This is a genomic window from Pseudarthrobacter sp. J47 (assembly GCF_049810315.1).
Taxonomy (GTDB): Bacteria; Actinomycetota; Actinomycetes; order Actinomycetales; family Micrococcaceae; genus Arthrobacter.
In genome coordinates, this window is the sequence record NZ_CP187358.1 from 1,768,529 (window position 1) to 1,785,588 (window position 17,060).

At 66.5% G+C, this 17,060-nt stretch carries 16 protein-coding genes, 1 pseudogene and 1 riboswitch; of the genes and pseudogenes, 6 read left to right on the forward strand and 11 right to left on the reverse strand.

Annotated elements, in window-relative coordinates; all coding sequences use genetic code 11:
* The first annotated feature begins 103 nt into the window (after nt 1–103).
* The 3 genes from ACPJW8_RS07970 (at nt 104) to ACPJW8_RS07980 (ending at nt 2,856) form a co-directional block, all read left to right on the forward strand.
* Entirely contained in the window at nt 104–1,390 is a 1,287-nt protein-coding gene (locus ACPJW8_RS07970; protein WP_306971056.1) for an MFS transporter, read from the forward strand.
* Nucleotides 1,350–1,727 (forward strand): ArsR/SmtB family transcription factor, encoded by a 378-nt coding sequence (locus ACPJW8_RS07975; protein WP_306971057.1) that lies wholly within the window; start codon nt 1,350–1,352, stop codon nt 1,725–1,727. Before ACPJW8_RS07970 ends, ACPJW8_RS07975 begins: the two co-directional genes overlap by 41 nt.
* Nucleotides 1,728–2,061: 334 nt before the next feature.
* Nucleotides 2,062–2,856 (forward strand): GntR family transcriptional regulator, encoded by a 795-nt coding sequence (locus tag ACPJW8_RS07980; protein WP_306971058.1) that lies wholly within the window; start codon nt 2,062–2,064, stop codon nt 2,854–2,856.
* 72 nt (nt 2,857–2,928) lie between these two features.
* Here the strand turns inward: ACPJW8_RS07980 and ACPJW8_RS07985 are convergent, their stop codons facing one another.
* The 5 genes from ACPJW8_RS07985 to ACPJW8_RS08005 all read right to left on the reverse strand — a co-directional run bounded on the left by ACPJW8_RS07985 (nt 2,929) and on the right by ACPJW8_RS08005 (nt 7,604).
* Nucleotides 2,929–3,429 carry a hypothetical protein gene (locus ACPJW8_RS07985; protein WP_306971059.1) on the reverse strand — a complete coding sequence of 167 codons (501 nt, stop codon included), beginning with the start codon at nt 3,427–3,429 and terminating at the stop codon, nt 2,929–2,931.
* Nucleotides 3,426–4,295, reverse strand: coding sequence for a cytochrome c biogenesis CcdA family protein (locus ACPJW8_RS07990; protein WP_306971060.1), 870 nt, complete (start codon nt 4,293–4,295; stop codon nt 3,426–3,428). The genes ACPJW8_RS07985 and ACPJW8_RS07990 overlap by 4 nt, the downstream gene beginning before the upstream one ends.
* On the reverse strand, nt 4,295–5,035 hold the full coding sequence (locus ACPJW8_RS07995; protein WP_306971061.1) for a DsbA family protein: 741 nt from the start codon (nt 5,033–5,035) through the stop codon (nt 4,295–4,297). Before ACPJW8_RS07995 ends, ACPJW8_RS07990 begins: the two co-directional genes overlap by 1 nt.
* A gap of 198 nt (nt 5,036–5,233) precedes the next feature.
* On the reverse strand, nt 5,234–6,085 hold the full coding sequence (locus ACPJW8_RS08000) for a C40 family peptidase (RefSeq protein WP_306971062.1): 852 nt from the start codon (nt 6,083–6,085) through the stop codon (nt 5,234–5,236).
* Between the two features lie 3 nt (nt 6,086–6,088).
* Nucleotides 6,089–6,244, reverse strand: a riboswitch (cyclic di-AMP (ydaO/yuaA leader).
* A 133-nt stretch (nt 6,245–6,377) separates the two neighbouring features.
* Nucleotides 6,378–7,604 (reverse strand): hypothetical protein, encoded by a 1,227-nt coding sequence (locus tag ACPJW8_RS08005; RefSeq protein WP_306971063.1) that lies wholly within the window; start codon nt 7,602–7,604, stop codon nt 6,378–6,380.
* A 614-nt stretch (nt 7,605–8,218) separates the two neighbouring features.
* On the opposite strand from ACPJW8_RS08005, the gene ACPJW8_RS08010 reads away from it, so the two are divergent.
* Nucleotides 8,219–8,899, forward strand: coding sequence for a class I SAM-dependent methyltransferase (locus ACPJW8_RS08010; RefSeq protein ID WP_306971064.1), 681 nt, complete (start codon nt 8,219–8,221; stop codon nt 8,897–8,899).
* Here ACPJW8_RS08010 and ACPJW8_RS08015 read toward each other — a convergent pair.
* The 3 genes and pseudogenes from ACPJW8_RS08015 to ACPJW8_RS08025 all read right to left on the reverse strand — a co-directional run bounded on the left by ACPJW8_RS08015 (nt 8,896) and on the right by ACPJW8_RS08025 (nt 12,018).
* Entirely contained in the window at nt 8,896–9,054 is a 159-nt protein-coding gene (locus tag ACPJW8_RS08015) for a hypothetical protein (RefSeq protein ID WP_306971065.1), read from the reverse strand. The genes ACPJW8_RS08010 and ACPJW8_RS08015 overlap by 4 nt on opposite strands.
* A complete protein-coding gene (locus tag ACPJW8_RS08020; RefSeq protein WP_306971066.1) occupies nt 9,054–9,617 on the reverse strand; it encodes a DUF2243 domain-containing protein in 564 nt (187 codons plus the stop codon). The genes ACPJW8_RS08015 and ACPJW8_RS08020 overlap by 1 nt, the downstream gene beginning before the upstream one ends.
* Nucleotides 9,618–9,733: 116 nt before the next feature.
* A pseudogene (locus ACPJW8_RS08025) lies at nt 9,734–12,018 on the reverse strand (heavy metal translocating P-type ATPase).
* A gap of 757 nt (nt 12,019–12,775) precedes the next feature.
* Between ACPJW8_RS08025 and ACPJW8_RS08030 the strand changes: the two are divergent.
* Both ACPJW8_RS08030 and ACPJW8_RS08035 read left to right on the forward strand, forming a co-directional pair.
* The gene (locus ACPJW8_RS08030; RefSeq protein WP_306971067.1) at nt 12,776–13,936 is read left to right on the forward strand and encodes an MFS transporter; all 1,161 of its coding nucleotides are present in this window, start codon (nt 12,776–12,778) and stop codon (nt 13,934–13,936) included.
* Nucleotides 13,933–14,445: a hypothetical protein gene (locus tag ACPJW8_RS08035; RefSeq protein WP_306971068.1), complete on the forward strand. Its 513-nt coding sequence runs from the start codon at nt 13,933–13,935 to the stop codon at nt 14,443–14,445. The genes ACPJW8_RS08030 and ACPJW8_RS08035 overlap by 4 nt, the downstream gene beginning before the upstream one ends.
* A 435-nt stretch (nt 14,446–14,880) precedes the next feature.
* On the opposite strand, the gene ACPJW8_RS08040 is transcribed toward ACPJW8_RS08035, so the two are convergent.
* Genes ACPJW8_RS08040 through ACPJW8_RS08050 form a run of 3 tightly spaced genes read right to left on the reverse strand, consistent with a single transcriptional unit; the run spans nt 14,881 to nt 17,001 of the window.
* The gene (locus ACPJW8_RS08040) at nt 14,881–15,276 is read right to left on the reverse strand and encodes a DUF202 domain-containing protein (protein WP_306971069.1); all 396 of its coding nucleotides are present in this window, start codon (nt 15,274–15,276) and stop codon (nt 14,881–14,883) included.
* A complete protein-coding gene (locus ACPJW8_RS08045) occupies nt 15,276–15,680 on the reverse strand; it encodes a YidH family protein (RefSeq protein WP_330189297.1) in 405 nt (134 codons plus the stop codon). The genes ACPJW8_RS08040 and ACPJW8_RS08045 overlap by 1 nt, the downstream gene beginning before the upstream one ends.
* Nucleotides 15,681–15,693: 13 nt before the next feature.
* Complete coding sequence (locus tag ACPJW8_RS08050) at nt 15,694–17,001, reverse strand: MFS transporter (protein WP_306971071.1); 1,308 nt, start codon at nt 16,999–17,001, stop codon at nt 15,694–15,696.
* Nucleotides 17,002–17,060 lie beyond the last annotated feature (59 nt).

Consider the following 17,060-nt stretch of genomic DNA (forward strand, 5'->3'; position numbering starts at 1 on the left):
TCGTAGCGGTCAGCGGTCCTAACAGCCTGAAGTTCGGCATTCACTCCGGTCACGTACTATAAGTGCATACACGCGCACTTTTGCATTCAAGGTGTCGGGCCGGATGTTGTCTGTTCTGAGGAATGTCACGTACGGGCGGCTGTTCGTGGCGCAGATCGTGGCGCTGATCGGCACGGGCCTGCTGACGGTGGCTTTGGGGCTGCTGGCGTATGACCTGGCAGGCAGCAATGCCGGGGCCGTTCTCGGTACGGCGTTGACTATCAAGATGCTGGCCTACGTGGGCCTCGCCCCGGTAATCAACGCCCTGGTGGCGCGGTGGCCAAAGAAGCGGGTCCTGATCGGGGCGGATCTGATCCGGGCAGGAATGGCGTTGTGCCTGCCCTTCATCACCGATGTCTGGCAGATCTACGTGGTGATCTTCCTGCTTCAGTCAGCCTCTGCGACGTTCACCCCGGCGTTCCAGTCCCTTATCCCCACGATCCTCACCGACGAGCGGGATTACACCCGGGCCCTGTCGCTGTCCCGGCTGGCCTACGACATGGAAGCGCTCGTCAGCCCGGCCGCGGCGGCGCTGCTGCTGACCGTGCTCAGCTACAACAACCTGTTCCTCGGCACCGTCGCCGGATTCCTGTTCTCTGCCTTTATGGTGGCAATCACTGTCCTGCCGAAGGTTCAGGCCACCGCAGCTCCGCAGACCTCGCTGTGGCACCGGACCACCTTGGGCACGCGGATCTTTTGGCGCAACCGGCGGCTGCGGTCCCTGCTTGCCCTGAACCTGGTGGTTGCCGCCCCGACGGCGCTGGTACTGGTGAACACCGTTGTTTACGTCCGGGACGTTCTGCAACGGCCGGACACGGATCTTGCTCTGGCGCTGGCCTGTTTCGGTGTGGGTTCCATGATCGTGGCGTTGTCAGCCCCACGGGTTCTGGACCGGTTCGGGGACCGGGCGATGATGCTCACCGGCGCCGCGGTCATTCCGTTTGTCCTGGCCGGAGCGGCCGCGCTGACCCTGGCCGGCGTCCCGGGGACGGGGTGGTGGCTGCTGCTGGGCCTGTGGTTCCTGCTCGGCGCGGCCAACGCGACGATCCTTACACCGGCGGCGCGGCTGCTGCGTGATGCCTCCACCGAGGACACCCGGCCTTACGTGTTCACGGCCCAGTTCTCCCTCTCCCATGCCTGCTACATCCTGACGTATCCGCTGGCTGGTTGGGTCGGCGCGGTCGCCGGTTTGGGCTGGGCTGCGGTGGCGCTGACAATTATTGCGATGATAGGCAGTGCAGGAGCATTCGCCTCCTGGCCCCGGCATGACACCGCAGCAGCCATGGAAGCGGCGGGAAAGGAGCAGAGCGTTGAGCAGCCAGCCCCACGGCACACCCCGCCCCGCCCCTGACACCCCTTCCCTGGTCCACCCGGTAACCCCCGGGCCGGAGCTGCTCGAAACCGCCGCAGGGACGCTGCGGATGCTCGCCGAACCGACCCGCCTGCACCTGCTCTGGCAACTCTCCCAAGGCCCCAGAAGCGTCACCGAGCTCACCGCCGCAGCCAACGTTCCCCGGACGGTAGTCAGTCAGCACCTGGCCAAACTCCGTCTCAGCGGGCTGGTGGACACCCGGAAAGACGGCCGACACGTCATCTACTCCCTCCATGACGGACACCTGGTACGGCTCATCCGCGAAACCTTCAACCATGCCGATCACCGCATCACCGGTGAGCCCGCCCACGGCTGACCAGTAGCTTGCCGGTGAACGTCCAGCCGCAACATGCCACGCCACTCGCCGTAGGGCTGTGGCGTTTCCTGCGCGCTGGTGTGGTCACCGCCTTGGTTGGCTATCACCGTCCCCATCTTTGGGACAGCCTCACGGCGGAAATCGTTGTCGGCTTCGTCGCGGGTCAGAATTGGGGGAAGGGCGTTAGTGAGCGCCAGCGTGGGCAATGGCTAACTTCCCAACCGCACTCAGCCGGTTCCCGCTGCTGCCTGCTGAAGAGACACTGTACGGAGAAGCGCTGTGCGCCCGCCTGAAGTAACGTCGTACTATGACAGCGCTTCAGCCGAGGTCTCCTGTGACTAAACCGATTGCGACCGAATCAGTCCGAGCGGCGGAATCAGTAGACCCCGCGCGGGGCGCGCTGAAGGCACGCGGGCGTCCGTTGTGGAAAACGGTCAGCGCTGATCTGCTGGACGCGGTCCTGGGTGGGGCGTTTGATTCAGGCTTTCCCGGTGAGCTGGAGTTGGCGCAGCGATACAAGGTCAGCCGGGGAACTATCAGGGCTGCGTTGAAGCCATTGCGGGATGCGGGGCACATCACCGCACATCCCGGTCAGAGACCGACGGTAGTGGCCGGCAGCAGCACGGCCTATGGGCCGATTTACAGCGTTTTAGCCTCCATCCGTGAGTCAGGAATGAAGCACAGCAGCGTGGTGCTGGAGCAGCATAACGTTCAGGACCCGGCGGTGGCGGCACGACTTTCGTTGGGTGAACAGGCGGAGCTTTTTCACCTATCAAGAGTGCGTCTGGCCGACGGGGAGCCTATCGGACTGGACCAGGTCTGGCTCCCTGCCGAGGTGGCTGGGGAGCTGGTCAATGTGGATTTCACAGACACCGCTTTGTATGGCGAACTGGACCGCCGCTGCGGCATCGTACTCGATGGCGGCACTGAGCAGCTCACCGCCGTCGCAGCGAGCCCTGCGCAGGCCGGTCATCTTGGATGTGCGGAAGGCACCCCGCTCTTGCTCATCGAGCGGACCGGATGTTACCGGGCCCGGACGCTGGAGTTCAGGCGCAGCTATGTGCTGGGGGAAAGGTTCGCTATTTCGACGGCGTTCGGGTGCAAGGCGGTTCCGGGCAGCCGTGACTAGCACGGACGCGGGACGGCCGGGTGGGGTGAAACGGCGCCGGCAAGGCAGCGGGACAGTGCGCCGGTATCCTGCTTACCCTTCAGCCGGGGTAGCGGCCGCTGTCTGTGGCTGCGGGACGGGGCACCGATCCTCGGATGTGGCGCGTTTAAGGAAGGCCCAAAGTAACAAGCTGATGGAACCGACGGCCAGCAGCGGTTGGAGGGGCTCGAAGTATTGCACCGCACCGGAGCTTCCCAGGGCCAGGAGTACCAGCTTGTTGCAGACAGGGCATCCGACGGCGAAGAACGAGACGATGGTGCCGGCTGCTCCTAACCGCTCTTTGCCTTCGGCGGCCGGGGCCGGGATGCGGGCCACGTAGGTAGCAACGACCAGCCCCGTCAGGGCCGCTGTAATTCCCAGAACCGGGAAGGACCACCAGGTGGGAGGGATCTCGCGGCTGAACAGGGGAGTGTCGATGAGTTCGGTGGGTACTGCGATCACCAGATAGGTGAGGGCTGCGGCTGCGGCTGCGGCCTGCCAGCGGCGGCCGGGCCACTGGGCCAGAGCTGATTTCAACGACACTCGCGCGCTCATCGGTTCTCCTCGTTCTTTGCTGCTTCTGACGTCGCCTCAGCATCGCTGCCGGCGGGACGGTCGTTCCGCTGGTTCTTGAAGTACAGGGCGGCAGCGACTGCCAGTATGGCCGCGGCCAGGAGCGCGAAGACGGTGTTCGGAACACCGGAAGCTGCTCCGCTGACGGTGGATTCGAGCTGGAATTGGTCGGTGACGGTGAGCACTCCGCCAAGCCCTGCGGTGCCGTCTGTGACCAGCAGCAGGACCCCGATGCCGATGGAGAGGGCACCGGAGATGATCATGACCCAGGAGTTGGACCACCGGCCGATGGTTACCGGCGGTGGCCGCAACCAGCGGCGGCCCGGAATGCCGAGCCTGTCCCACAGCAGGGACAGCGCAAACAGGGGCAGTGCCATCCCGAGCGCGTAGACCGCCAGGAGGATCCCGCCGTACAGGGCGTTACCGCCCACTGCCGCCACGGTCAGAATGGAACCAAGAATCGGTCCCGTGCATACCCCGGCGATGCCATAGACAGCGCCGAGTGCGAAGACTGAAAGACGGGATGAACCGGTCCGGGCGTTGTTACGGAGGAGTGACGGCATCCGGAGTCCGGCGACCTGGGCCAGGCCCAGTGCGATCACGAGTCCGGCGCCTGAGGCGATGAGGATGCCGCGGTGCTGGGTCACGAGAGACCCGAGCGTTCCGGCGAAGACCCCCAGCGGCACCAGGGTGGAGAGCAGGCCCAGATAGAAGAGGGCGGTCCGCGCGACGAGCCGGGTCCTGGTGGAGAATGCGTAGGCGAAGAAGGCCGGCAGCAGCAGGGCCGAGCAGGGGCTCAACAGGGTGAGGATGCCCCCCAAAAACGCGCCCGCGTATCCGATAACCATTACTGGGATTCGGCCTTTTTAAGCGCGGCGTCAATGGCCTTTTCGAAGGTTGCCAAGGGCTGCGCACCGATCAGGGGTGTCTCATTGACCAGGAAGGTGGGTGTTCCGGTGGCGCCCAGGGATGCCGCTTCCTGTGCATCCTTGGCAACGGCCTGCTGCAGTTCCTCGGAGTCCAGGTCGGCTTCGAACTGCGTCAGGTCCGGTACGCCGGACTCTTTTGCGATCTGCACCAGACGCTCCCGCGAAAGATCGGCATGTCCGCGTTCGGGGGCGATGGCGAAAGCTGCCTTGTTGAACTCCCAGAACTTGCCTTGGTTCCCGGCTGCGCGGCCGGCCACGGCAGCCATAGTGGACTGATCGCCGAAGACCGGCAGGTCACGCCACTCGACGCGCAGGTCACCGCTCTTGACGTATTTTTTCACCAATGGCGGCAGGGTATCGCGGGAGAACAGCCCGCAGAACGGGCAGCGGTAGTCTGCATACTCGACCAGCACCACCGGGGCGTCGACCGGGCCGAGTGCTGTCGGATCGTCCGCTGTCCTGCGGGACATATCCAGCGGCGTGCTTTCGGATCCTGCGGATCCCTGCGGCGCGGCTCCGGAGCCGCTGGCCCCCTGGGACGCCCCTCCCTGATACGCGAAAATTCCCACCAGCAGGATCAGGACGGCCACCGCGAGGGCGGAAACAACTATGGTCCAGGGTCGGTGGCGGGAAGTGCCGGTGGGGGTGGGCGATGGCATGCTGGCTCCTGAGACTGGCAAAAAATACTAAATGTTTATACATTTTGTCTTATTGACGGTACGGGCCCGGCCATCGGCGTGTAAAGTCCGGATCCGGACTGTGGGGTGCGCCTGGAAAATTTCGGCTCAGTTGTCAGGCGGTGTGAGGCGGTGCCTGGCGGCCAGTGTGCGGCCGCCAGGCACCGCGGACTTCAGGAGTCAGGCGTTCACGCGGTAGTAGGAGGGGCCGGAACCGACGTTCACGCTGAAGACGACGGTCTGATTGCCGTTCCATCCGCTGTGTATGGCTTGCCCGTCACCGAGGTAAACCGCGTTATGCGAGAACCCCATTCCGCCGTCGGCATAGTAGATAAAGTCACCGGGTTCCGGGGTTGACACCGGGGTGGCATAAGCCATCAAAGACTCGGGTGATTCATCCCCGACCCCTTGAATCCCTGCCGATCGCAAGGCTACCTCCCCCAGGACCGTGCAGTCCTGAACGGCACCCATCTGGGCCCGTGCCGCGTCGAGAATCGCCCGGTTGAGGGAAGACGGTGGCTTCTGTCCACCGGTGCTCGCCGGCACCAGGGCCGAAGGCTGGTACGGCATACCGGGGGCTGCTGCGGGGGTGATCGGCGCGGGAGCGGCTGCCGGTGCCGAGCCCGGGGTGCCCGCTGCCCCGGAAAGTGTTATGACGTCCCCCGGATAGATGATGGAGGCCATGTGAAGACCGTTCAGCGACAGAATGGCGTCCAGGGAGATTCCGTGCAGCGCTCCTATCTGGCTTAAGGTCTCCCCAGCGACCACGGTGTGGACGGAGGCCCCCGGTGCGGGCGCCTGGCCGGGAGTTCCTGCCGGGGAGGAAATGGTGCTTGAAGCAGTTTCCCCCTGCGGGTCCGATGCGGTGGCTCCCGCCTGGGCCGGGACGGCCATGCTCAGCACGAGCCCGGATCCGACAGCGACGAGGGCGGCCTGGCGGCCCACTGCTCCGCTGTGGCTGGAAACGCTTCGTGAAATGGTGGCCAGCGAGCTGCTGGTGGCGGCCCTGTGGCGGGCGTTTTTCTTTGACATTGCTTAACCTCTCCCGATACCTGCGAGGTGAGCTGTCGGATGCGGATGGGAGTCACCCGGCCGCCGGCCGTTGATGCCGGCGGCTTAACCCCAAGGATTCACTGCGAATCCGTATTTTGGTTCCCCCGCCCCTGCCGGAGCTTGTGGTGTTTGGTCCTTGGCGGGCGGCAGGGTTCGGTAACAAGCCAAGGGTGCAGCGCCTGGTGGGCGGCACGGGCCCAATCTACACGGAAAAATCACAAATGTATAAACATTTAGGGGAAGTCGGCGCGGCGCTGCATGCCGGGAACTTTTACCCTGTAGCGGACGTTCCGCGGGCTACTGCAACCGCATACGTGCCGGGCTGGTCCGTGGGGAACAAGGCGGTTCCGTCGGGGAGTACGGCCACGGGAAGGGCGTAATCACCCGAGGCCAGGATGGTCCCGGAATCAAGGTCTATCCTGGCCGCTTCGCCGTTGACCTGTGCATAGGCCATTCCCGCGCCGGCGGCTGATACCACGGCCGGGCTGCTGGATTCCATGCTCCACAGAATGCCCCCGCGGGGACGGGCTGCTGTGATGCTGTGGGTGCCGTCTGTCCGCTGTGAAGTCAGAAGCACTGTTTGGGTGGAGTCATCCACGGTGGCCATGCCCGAAGGCGTTCCCTCAACTTTGCCCAGTGGCGCGCCGGTCCTGAGATCGTGAACGACGGCCACCGCCGCCCCCGCGGGGTCGGCCCATTCCAGGATCACCAGGCCTCCGGTTGACGGACCGTAAGCGCCTTCGAACCGGGCCGTGGCCCCGGCCCCGGCAACGGAGGGGCCGGGGCTCAACTGCGCCGTACTCCAAAGCGTTTCGCCCGTGCCGCTGTCGAGGGCGGAGAAACTGTCCGCGGCGCCCTCCAGTGCGGTCCCTTGATATTCATAAAGGGCTGTTCCGGCCGGTTCGCCGACGACTGTGCCGGAGTCGGCGGCGAGCAACGTTGTGGGTGTCCTCTCGCTAGTGAGCGCTTTGGGAGTGTTGGCGAAAACCAGGCCGGTGCCCGGGGACGGGCCGGGAACCTCCGTCGGCCCCCAGAGGGGCTCTCCGTCCGCGGCGGAGAAGGCCGTGGCGACGGTGATGCTGACCCGGCCTGAGCTATCCTTGCGGGCGTCGGAGTCGAGGATGACAATCGCCGCTTCGCCGCCAACCTGTGTTGGCACGGTTCCAACGCAGGATGGGTTGGTGTCCACGCGCCAGGTGGTGCCGGTAGCGTCGAAGCCGTAAAAGCTGAGCCGGGAACGGTCATCCCGGGGGAAGGCAGAGCCGACAAAGGTCTTTCCGACGGCAAACGGGGTGCTGTCGGTTTCCACTTCGGAGGTGATGTCAAAGCCCGGGAACAGTCGTCCGCTTTGGGCTGAAACGGATGCAGTTGTGGGCGGTTCACCGATATCGACACGCTTGGCGCCGGGCCGCTCCGCGGCAGGGAGGCAAGCCGTCACGCCGAGCAGTGCCGCCAGTGTGACGCCGACTGCGACACTTCCTCCAATATGTTTAGACATTTCGGAAGTCAGGGTAGCACGCGACTGATACCTTAGCCCGGGTCGTGGGGTCGGAAGGGGTGGAAGCACTCGCGGACATCTGGACCGTGTGAAGACAGCCTGCCCTCGGCGGGCGCAGCGCCCTGCACCATCTGCTGCCCGGCATCGACCACATGCCGACAGCCGTCGACCTCCCGGCCCTGCGGCAACTGGAAGGATGCGCCTGCATCAGGATGTGATCCGTACTCCGGACAACCCATTCGCCAACCCGTACGCGCACCAGTTGCCAATGGTGCCCAGGGTTCATCCTCGGATGTGCCGGGCAGGGGGTGGCGGTACAGGTGCTGGCTGTTCATGACATCCTCCGTTGGATGGGTGTGCTACAAAGGATTCCTTTCCTGGCCGGCGAGCTGTCTTCGTCGTGCTGTGGTGGACCGACGCAGTTTGGCTTGTCCTTGACGGCTGGTCCGGTCACCGTCAGGGTAGGACTGCCGGCAGGGATCCGGCCGGCGGCGTTCAGCAGGCCGATTCAAGGAGCAGCCCATGCCGTGCAGTCAGCGTTACAACGGTCGGAATTTCCTTTGGTGCCCTTGCGGGGCCGGGATGGCTCGGGACGCGGTAAAGGAACCCGGTCAGTGACCGGCCCGGATCCGGAGGCCCAGGCGGGGCCGGCCAAGCTGCAGCATCCTCGTTTTGCCCGTGCCTATGCGCGTGCGGTGGAGGGGATGAACCGCAGGGGCGGGACTGAACACCGCCGGACTTTGCTGCAGGGCCTGAGTGGGAGCGTAGTTGAGATCGGCGCCGGCGATGGGTCCTCGTTCGGGCTTTACCCCCGCACGGTCACTGATGTTCTGGCGGTGGAGCCGGATGACTATCTGAGGGCTTTGGCAAAGGCAGCTGCGGCGTCCGCCGTGGTTCCGGTGCGTGTGGCCGCCGGTACAGCTGAGGCGGTCCCGGCTCCGGATGCCAGTGCCGACGCGGTGGTCACCAGCCTTGTCCTGTGCAGCGTCTCCGATCAGTCCGCCGCCCTGGCCGAGGTGCGCAGGGTGCTGCGGCCCGGCGGGACGCTGGCCTTCTATGAGCACGTCCGGTCCGGACATAATGTCCTTGCGGCGGCGGAGGACCTGCTGACCCCCTTTTGGCAGCGGATGGCCGGCGGCTGCCACCCGAACCGCGACACCCTGCAGGCCATCACCGAGGCCGGGTTCACCGTCCGGGACAACCAGAGGTTTGGCTTTTCGGTCCACCCGCTGGTGCCGCCAGTCGCCCACATCCTGGGCCATGCGGCAGCCCCTGACGCCAAAGGCCCCGTTTAACCCCGGGCTGGGGTCAGGCGGCAGAGGGGAGTGACCGGGAGGGTTTTGTGCCCCACCAGGTAGCCGAGCACCAGAGCCGCGAGCAGAAACAACGGCAGGCCGGCTTCCAGGGCCCCGGCGCCGTGCTGGGCGTGGGTTTTGTGGGCCGGGATCATCAGCTTCCGGCGGCGGCAGAACGTTCAGCCGCCGCCAGGTCCACGGCCGGGGCGGAGCGCTGTAGCAGCCACCCGCCTCCGATCAGGAGCACCCCGGAGATCAGGAACAGGATGTCTGCCAGGGTCTGGTACTCGCCGCTGATCACGTGGTGGACGCCCAGGATGTGGTGGTTCAGGAGGCCTTCGACGATGTTGAAGATTCCGAAGCCGACCAGGATCCAGCCCCACAGGACCCGGGAGGTCCAGATCCGGCCCCGGGATCCGGTGATCCGGGAGTACAGGATCCCGGGTCCGGTGAGCACCGCCAGCCAGGTGACGGCGTGGAAGATACCGTCCCACAGGGTGTTCATCTGCAGCCCGGGGACAGTGGTGACCGGGTAGGAACCGATGTCGATGTTGGCGGTATCGGAGCTGGAGATCATGTGGTGCCACTGCAGGATCTGGTGCAGCACAATCCCGTCCACGAAGCCACCGAGCCCGACGCCAAGGACCACTCCGGGCAGCATGATTGAGGTGGGGGCGTCCCGGTGATTCCGGGGATCTGCTTTCGCCGTACCGGCCATGCCCGCTCCTGAGTCCGTGAGACCTGCTCTGTTGTTCTACACAGTAGGCCGGGCGCTGGGCGCCGTCGAACCAAGCCCGCCCACCCGGCCGGGCTTGGTTCGACTTCCCCGGCAGGTTACTTGCCGAAGCGCCGCAGCCGCAGCGAATTGGCGACTACCAGTACGGAGCTGGCCGCCATCGCCGCGCCGGCGATCATCGGGTTGAGCAACCCCAGCGCTGCTACCGGAATACCGACCACGTTGTAAAAAAAGGCCCAGAAGAGGTTTGTCTTGATGGTGGCCAGGGTCCGGCGGGACAGCTCGATCGCATCGGCGACCTGTCCAAGGTCGTTGCCCATCACCGTAAGGTCCGCGGCTTCGATGGCGACGTCAGTGCCGGAACCCATGGCGATGCCCAGATCAGCCTGGGCCAGCGCTGCAGCATCGTTCACTCCGTCATCGGCCATAGCCACCGTCGCGCCGCCGGCCTGCAGCGAACGGACCGCTTCGACCTTGCCCTCAGGCAGTACACCTGCGAAAACGTCTTCAAAAGGGATTCCGACGGCGGCGGCGACCTGGTTGGACACCGCTGCGTTGTCGCCGGTCAGCAGGATGGGCCGCAGTCCCAGTTCGCGGAACCGGGCGATGGCGGCGGCGGAACCGGGTTTGAGGGTGTCGCGCAGGCTGATGATGCCGGCTGGCTGGCCGTCCACGGCCACCCAGACCGCGGTGGCCCCTGCGGCTTCGGCGGCGGCCAGGGCAGTCTGCTGTGGGCCCGAGACGGTGACGCCGTTTTCCTGCAGCCAGCCGGAGCGGCCTACTGTGACGTCGCGTCCGTCGACGCCACCCATGACGCCGCCCCCCGGTGCTGATCGGAAGTCGACCACGGCCGGCAGCCGCGCGGCGCTGTCGGTTTGCTGTTCGGCGGTGAGCGCTGCCGCGGCAATAGCCCGGGCGACGGGATGCTCGGAGGCGGCCTCCGCCGCCCCGGCCAGGCGCAGGACCTCGGCCTCGGTGAACGGGGCAAACGCCTGGGTTCCGTCGACAGCCAGGTGGCCGGTGGTGACCGTGCCGGTCTTGTCCAGCAGGATGGTGTCCACGGTGCGTGTGTCCTCTAGGACCTGCGGGCCCTTGATCAGGATGCCGAGCTGGGCGCCGCGGCCCGTGCCGGTGAGCAGCCCCACCGGTGTGGCAAGGCCCAGTGCGCAGGGGCAGGCGATGACCAGCACCGCTACTGCGGCGGTGAAGGCGGCGCGCAGTTCGGCGTCGCTGATGGCCGGGCCGGCCGCGAGCAGCCAGCCGGCGAAGGTGAGGGCTGCAAGGACGAGGACCACGGGGACGAAGACCGCGGGGACGAAGACCGCGCTGATGCGGTCAGCGAGCCGGGCGATCGGGGCCTTCGCGGTTTGCGCCTGGGAGACCAGCCGCCCCATCCGGGCAAGGGTAGTGTCAGCACCTACCCGGGTGGCGCGGACCAGGAGGCGTCCCGAGGTGTTGATCGTTGCGCCCGTGACCGGGCTGTTCGGGCCTACTTCGACCGGCACTGATTCTCCGGTTACGAGCGAGGCGTCCACCGCAGAGGTTCCCTCCAGGACTACGCCGTCGGTGGCGATCTTCTCACCTGGGCGGACCACGATAACGTCCCCGGCCCGGAGCTGGCCGGCCGGGATCAGGACCTCCTCGCCGTCCCGCAGCACGGCAGCGTCCTTCGCTCCGAGGTTCAGCAGGGCCTTGAGCGCATCGCCGGCCTTACGCCTTGCGTTGGCCTCCAGGTAGCGGCCCAACAGCAGGAATGTGGTGACGACGGATGCCACCTCGAAGTACAGGCCTCCGGTTTCCATGCCCTCCATTGCCTGCGGATGTGCTGTCATCGTGGGGTCGGCAAAGAGTTGCCATGCGGAGAACAGGAAGGCTGCGGTCACCCCGATCGACACCAGTGTGTCCATGGTGGACCCGAGGTGCCGGGCGTTTATGGCGGCGGCCCGGTGGAACGGCCACGCCGCCCAAGTCACCACCGGCAGGGCCAGCACGCCCACCACCCAACCCAGTTGGGGAACTGCAGCGCCGGGACCATGGAGACCAGGAACACCGGGACGGTGAGGATGGCCGCCACAATCAGCCGGGGACGCAGCTTGCCGGCTGGGTGTGACGGCGGCCCATCCGCCGGCGGTGCGGGGATTGACCCCGCCGGTCCTGCAGGCGCCGGATCCGGCATTGTTCCGATCGTGCCCACTGGATAGGCCGCCCGCCGGACTGTTGCCTTGTACCCGACGGCAGCCACCGTGGCGGTGATCTGCTCGTCTGTAACGTTCGCCGGAACCGTCACCTGGGCGGATTCCAGCGGCAGGTTGACGAGGGCTTCCACGCCGTCAATCTTTCCAAGCTTGCGCTCGACCCGGCCGACACAGGACGAACAGGTCATGCCCTCAATGTCGAGTTCAATAACCCGGCTTTCGGGCTGGTGCAGAATTTGCTCATTAAGCACAGCATTGGCTCCTTGGACGGTTGGGATGGTGCAGGGCGCCGTGGCCGCACCGGGTGCAATTGACCACAAATCATGCTCGCGACGGGTACCCGGCAGTTGCGGAGGCGGGGAGGTTTACGCCCAGCCCGCGCCCTAACGGATACCGGCACAACTGCCCGGGCGGCGCCTATCACAAGCCAATATATACCCCCAGGGGGTATATATGGCAACTCGGGGGTGGTCTGCCCTTCCCCTGGAACGTTGTGGTCGTTTAGCCTTCGAATCTCTCAAGGGGCCCCGACAAGGACCGTGGCGGGGAGTGTGGCGTTGACCTCTTGAGGACCGCACCTCGGCAGCACGCCCCCCATCGGGGCGGAGGGATCCCGCAAGCCGACGGGGCGCATATCCTGCGGGGTACGGGGACGGGTCCGTTCCGTACCCGGCGCAGATGCCTCCGCTTCGTGGTGGCGGCGGATTTGGACGCGTTGCGTACTACAATACCCCTGAGGGTATATCGGCTTGTACGCGGTGGGCGGGGGAGTACGCAAGGAGGATCGGCATGGGCTCGGAGGAGCGGTCGGAAGGGTTGAGACCTGGGCGGGGCTGGAGCCATGGCCTGGTCGTTTTTTCCGGCGAGCCCGGGACGGGGAACCAGCGGCTCCAGCGTCGTGTCATTCCGGTTCTGGTCGGTGGGCAGATTCTCGGTGGCATCGGCATGGGAGCCACTTTGTCCCTGGGTTCTCTGTTGGCCTCGCAGCTCTCCGGGTCCAACGCCTGGTCCGGCATGGCCGCCACGATGAGTACCCTGGGCGCCGCATTCGCCGCCGTCCCGTTGGCCCGGCTGGCGCGAGCCCGCGGCCGCCGGATTTCGCTGTCCTTGGGCGCGCTGATCGCGGGTACCGGCGCCGCCACGGCCATCACCTCCGCGGCCCTGGGGCTCTTTCCTTTGTTGCTGCTGGGCCTGATGTTCCTTGGCGCAGGTTCCGCGGTGAATCTGCAGGCCCGTTTCGCCGCAACTGACCTGTCCCGGCCCGGGTCCGGGGGCCGGGACCTCTCGACAGTGGTGTGGTCCACCACGATCGGTGCTGTCCTGGGTCCGAACCTCTTCGATCCGGGCGAGAGCGTCGGCGCCGCCCTTGGCCTGCCCCCGCTGACAGGGGCTTTTGCCTTTTCCGTGGCCGCCCAGCTTGCCGCCGCCGTCGTGTACTTGACGGGCCTGCGGCCGGACCCCCTCCTGACCGCGATGTCCTCCCGGGTGCCGGACTCTGGCGCGCCCCGACCCCGGACCGGCTTGCAGATTCTGCACACCACCCCCCGGGCCCGTTATGCGGTAGCGGCCGTCGCCCTCAGCCACGCCACGATGGTCGCGCTCATGTCCATGACCCCTGTGCACCTGCGCGACCATGGGGCCAGCCTCACCGTGGTGGGACTGACTATCAGTCTGCACATCGCAGGCATGTACGCGCTGTCTCCCGTTTTCGGCTGGATGTCGGACAAGGTCGGGCCGCTGGGCACCATTCTTGTGGGTCAGGGGATGCTGCTGGTTTCGCTGGTGCTGGCCGGGGTCGCTGCCGACTCCCGCAGCGCCGTGACTGCGAGCCTGATTTTGCTGGGGCTCGGCTGGTCCGCGTCCGTGGTCGGCGGGTCGGCCCTGGTCGCCGAGTCGGCGCAGCTGCAGGACCGGCCCGCACTTCAGGGCATCTCGGATCTGGGCATGAACGCCGCCGGAGCCGCCGGCGGGGCTTTGGCCGGTCCTGTGCTGGCCGTCGCCGGGTACTCGGGTCTCGGGTTCATCTCTCTGGCCCTGGTAGCCATCGTCATCGCCTGGTCTGCCCTGCAGCCGCGGCAGTCCATCCGGAACCAGGAGCAGCCATGACAGTGAACAGACAGCACAGGAAGAGCGTCCGCCGCGGCCGCCTGCGGCACTTGCCGGAGGTGCTCGGCAACTGGTCGCGGAAGCGGGTAACGGTGACCGTCATCGCGGCGGCTGCCTCCGCCGTCTTTTTGACGGCCGCCACGGGTATGGTCTTCGGCGCCGGAACCGGCTGGGCGGGCTACGCCCTGGTAGGTGCGGGGTCGATCCTGGCCGGCTTCCTGGCAGGCAGTTATACGGACGCGCCGATCGGTGCGGCACCTACCCTTTGCGATCTGCGGTGGCCTTTCATGGGCGTGTTCGGCCTGATCTGGGCGGGCTCGCCCAGGGAAGCCTTGCCGCCGGTCCAGGGCATAGTCGGCTTGCTGGCCCTGGCCGTGATGGCCTGGGCCCTGTATGCCCGGCTGGAACTTGAGCGCAAGGTTACGTTGGCCCGCGGACCGCAGGATTCCGACGTCGATGTCTGCACTGATTGTCGCCCGTTGTTTTCCGCCAGGCTGCCGCGGCGCTGAACGGGTGGGAAGTGCAAGCGGCCCCGCGGGAGGGCACGGACCCGATTGTCCAGCCGGCGCCGGGCACGGTGTGCCGGTGCGGCCGGACGGCGCCCACTCCGGGCAGCAGGCAACGGGCCATCACGTCCGCCCACCGCAGCCCCCGACCCTCACGTCTGCTTAGCGACCTTGCAGCCACCCTCCGCCGGACACGGCAGGAAAACGAGGTGCATCGAGTACACCACTGGCCCGGGCCCCACGGCTTTGCGGAACCGCCCGCTGAAAACGGGAAAGATCAGGCCCCAGGAAGCTGCGGCGCATAATTATGTCAGTATCCAGGGTTGGCCGTGCTTTAGCGGAGGGGCTTGAGCCCGTTCGCTTGAGCCGGTTCGGGGGGCGATTGCTGCTGCAGGGGCCCGCGTTCCAGGGGCGCCTGCCTACCGGCAGCATTTCCCGTTACTGGGACAGAAATTGGCTGAGGCCGGTGGCGGCGAGGAGCGCTGTGAGCCCACCAAGAACGGTCACACCTGCTATTAGGGCGGGCAGCCGTCCTCCGCTGAGGTCAGCCCTCCATGTCCCTGATGAGGTCAAGGCGGTGTGGATGCGGCGGTAACGCCGGTGTGCGAGAAAGAGGGCGGCGACGGATGCCGCGGCGCCGGCCCCGGTGGGGACCAGTGCCCAGACGCCCAGGACATCGGGCATGATCCGCAGGGCCGCCAGGGATGCAACGGACAGCGCCAGTGCTGTCCGTCGCCAGGCTAAAGAACTCCTTTCCAGCTGCAGGCCGGCGTCGAAAGGCCGGTCGCTGCGACCGCCGGTGTGCTCCATCGCGTCCTCGGGATTATTGGTCATCAGGCCAGAATGACGCTGAGGAATATCAGGACGCCGGCTGCGGATACGGCGATGACGATAGGAAATGCCAGAGCGGCGGAGGGCAACGGCATGTCAAGCCTGAGGGCGCGCTCGATCTGCAGCCACCCGAACCAGGCCTGGATGGGGGCGGCGATCCCCGCGATGATAAGCGTGATTGATGCGGCCAGGCGGAGTCCGGGGTGAAGGTCGAGTCCGAGCGTTTCCAGGGCGACCCCGGCGGCGATCAGGGCCAGTGAAGTACGGATCCAGGCCAGGAAGGTGCGTTCATTCGCGAGGCTGAACCGGGCATCGGGATCGGTTCCTTGAGCGTACAGGCTCGAGGGAACCGTTTCAGTGAAGAGGTCATAGCTCTTTCGGGTCGGTGAATGAAGTCGCAGGGGTATGCGGGACACTGCATCAGAGAATACGCGCCGGGCCAGAGGGTGCCGGCGCATGGTCGGAGCTTCGCATGCGGAGAGCGACCCAGACCCCGGAAGCTGCGGTGAGGGCAGCGACGGTGATAACGGCGGCGGGGATGCCATAGGCGTCGGCAAGGAGCCCGGAGAGCAAGGCGCCGACGGCGAACCCGCCATCGCGCCACAGCCGGTAGATGCCCACGGACCGGGCCCGCCACCCGGGGTGGGCGACGTCACCGATCGCTGCGAGCAGGGTGGGGTAGACCATGGCGGTTCCGGCGCCGAGCAGGACGACGGCGGCAAGCCAGAATTCAAAGTCATTTCCGAGGGCGACCATGCCCAGTGCCACGGCCTGGACGAGCATGCCGCCGACGATCAGTGGCTTGCGGCCGATGCGGTCTGAGAGCGCGCCTGTGACCAGCTGCCCGGCGCCCCAGACAGCGGGGTAAACGGCCGCGAGGATGCCGATGCGTTCGATGCTGAGCCCGGCAGCGGCGAACAGGACCGGGAACAGTCCCCAGGCGAGGCCGTCGTTGAGGTTGTTCACCATCCCGGCCTGGCTGACGGAGGACAGGGACTTGTCGCGGAAACTGGTTAGTGTGAAGATGTCCCGGTTGTTGAGCCCTGCCCGGGTTCGGCCGTGACTGGAGGCATGGGTGGCTGCTTCGGCTTTGGCGTGGTGGTGTGTTTCGCGGATGGTCAGCACGGACAGGCCGAGGCCGACTGCGATGAAGGCGGCGCCGAGCAGGAACGGTCCCGGGCGGAGGCCGTAGGTGGAGGCGATGTAGCCGGTCGCCAGGGCGGTTCCGGCGACACCGAGGTAACCGGCGGCTTCGTTCAGGCCCATGGCCAGGCCGCGGCGTTCGGGGCCGACGAGGTCCATTTTCATCATCACGGTGGTGGACCAGGTCAGGCCCTGGCTGATGCCGAGCACCACGTTGGCCGCGACGATCCAGCCCCAGGACGGCCCGAAGATCAGCAGGACCGGGACCGGGAGGGCGATGAGCCAGCCCGCGATCAGGATCGGTTTGCGGCCGTAACGGTCCGAGAGGGTGCCGGCGAAGTAGTTGGTGGCAGCTTTGGCCAGCCCGAACGCCAGGATGTAGGTCAGGGCGGAGGTGTACTCGTCGAGGTGGAAGACCTCTCCGGCGAGCAGCGGCAGCACGGTGCGTTCCTGGCCGAGGGTGCCGCCGACCAGGGCGTTGACGGCGACGAGGAGCATGAACTGGGCCAGGTTCTGCCGCAGTCCCAGCGTGATGGCCTCTGTTGTTCGAGGCTGCCGGGGGGCGGGGGTGTTGCCTGAGATCATTGGCGGATCCTGTCGGTCTTCGGGGTACGGGTATCTGGCTGACCCCGACAGCGGGGCTT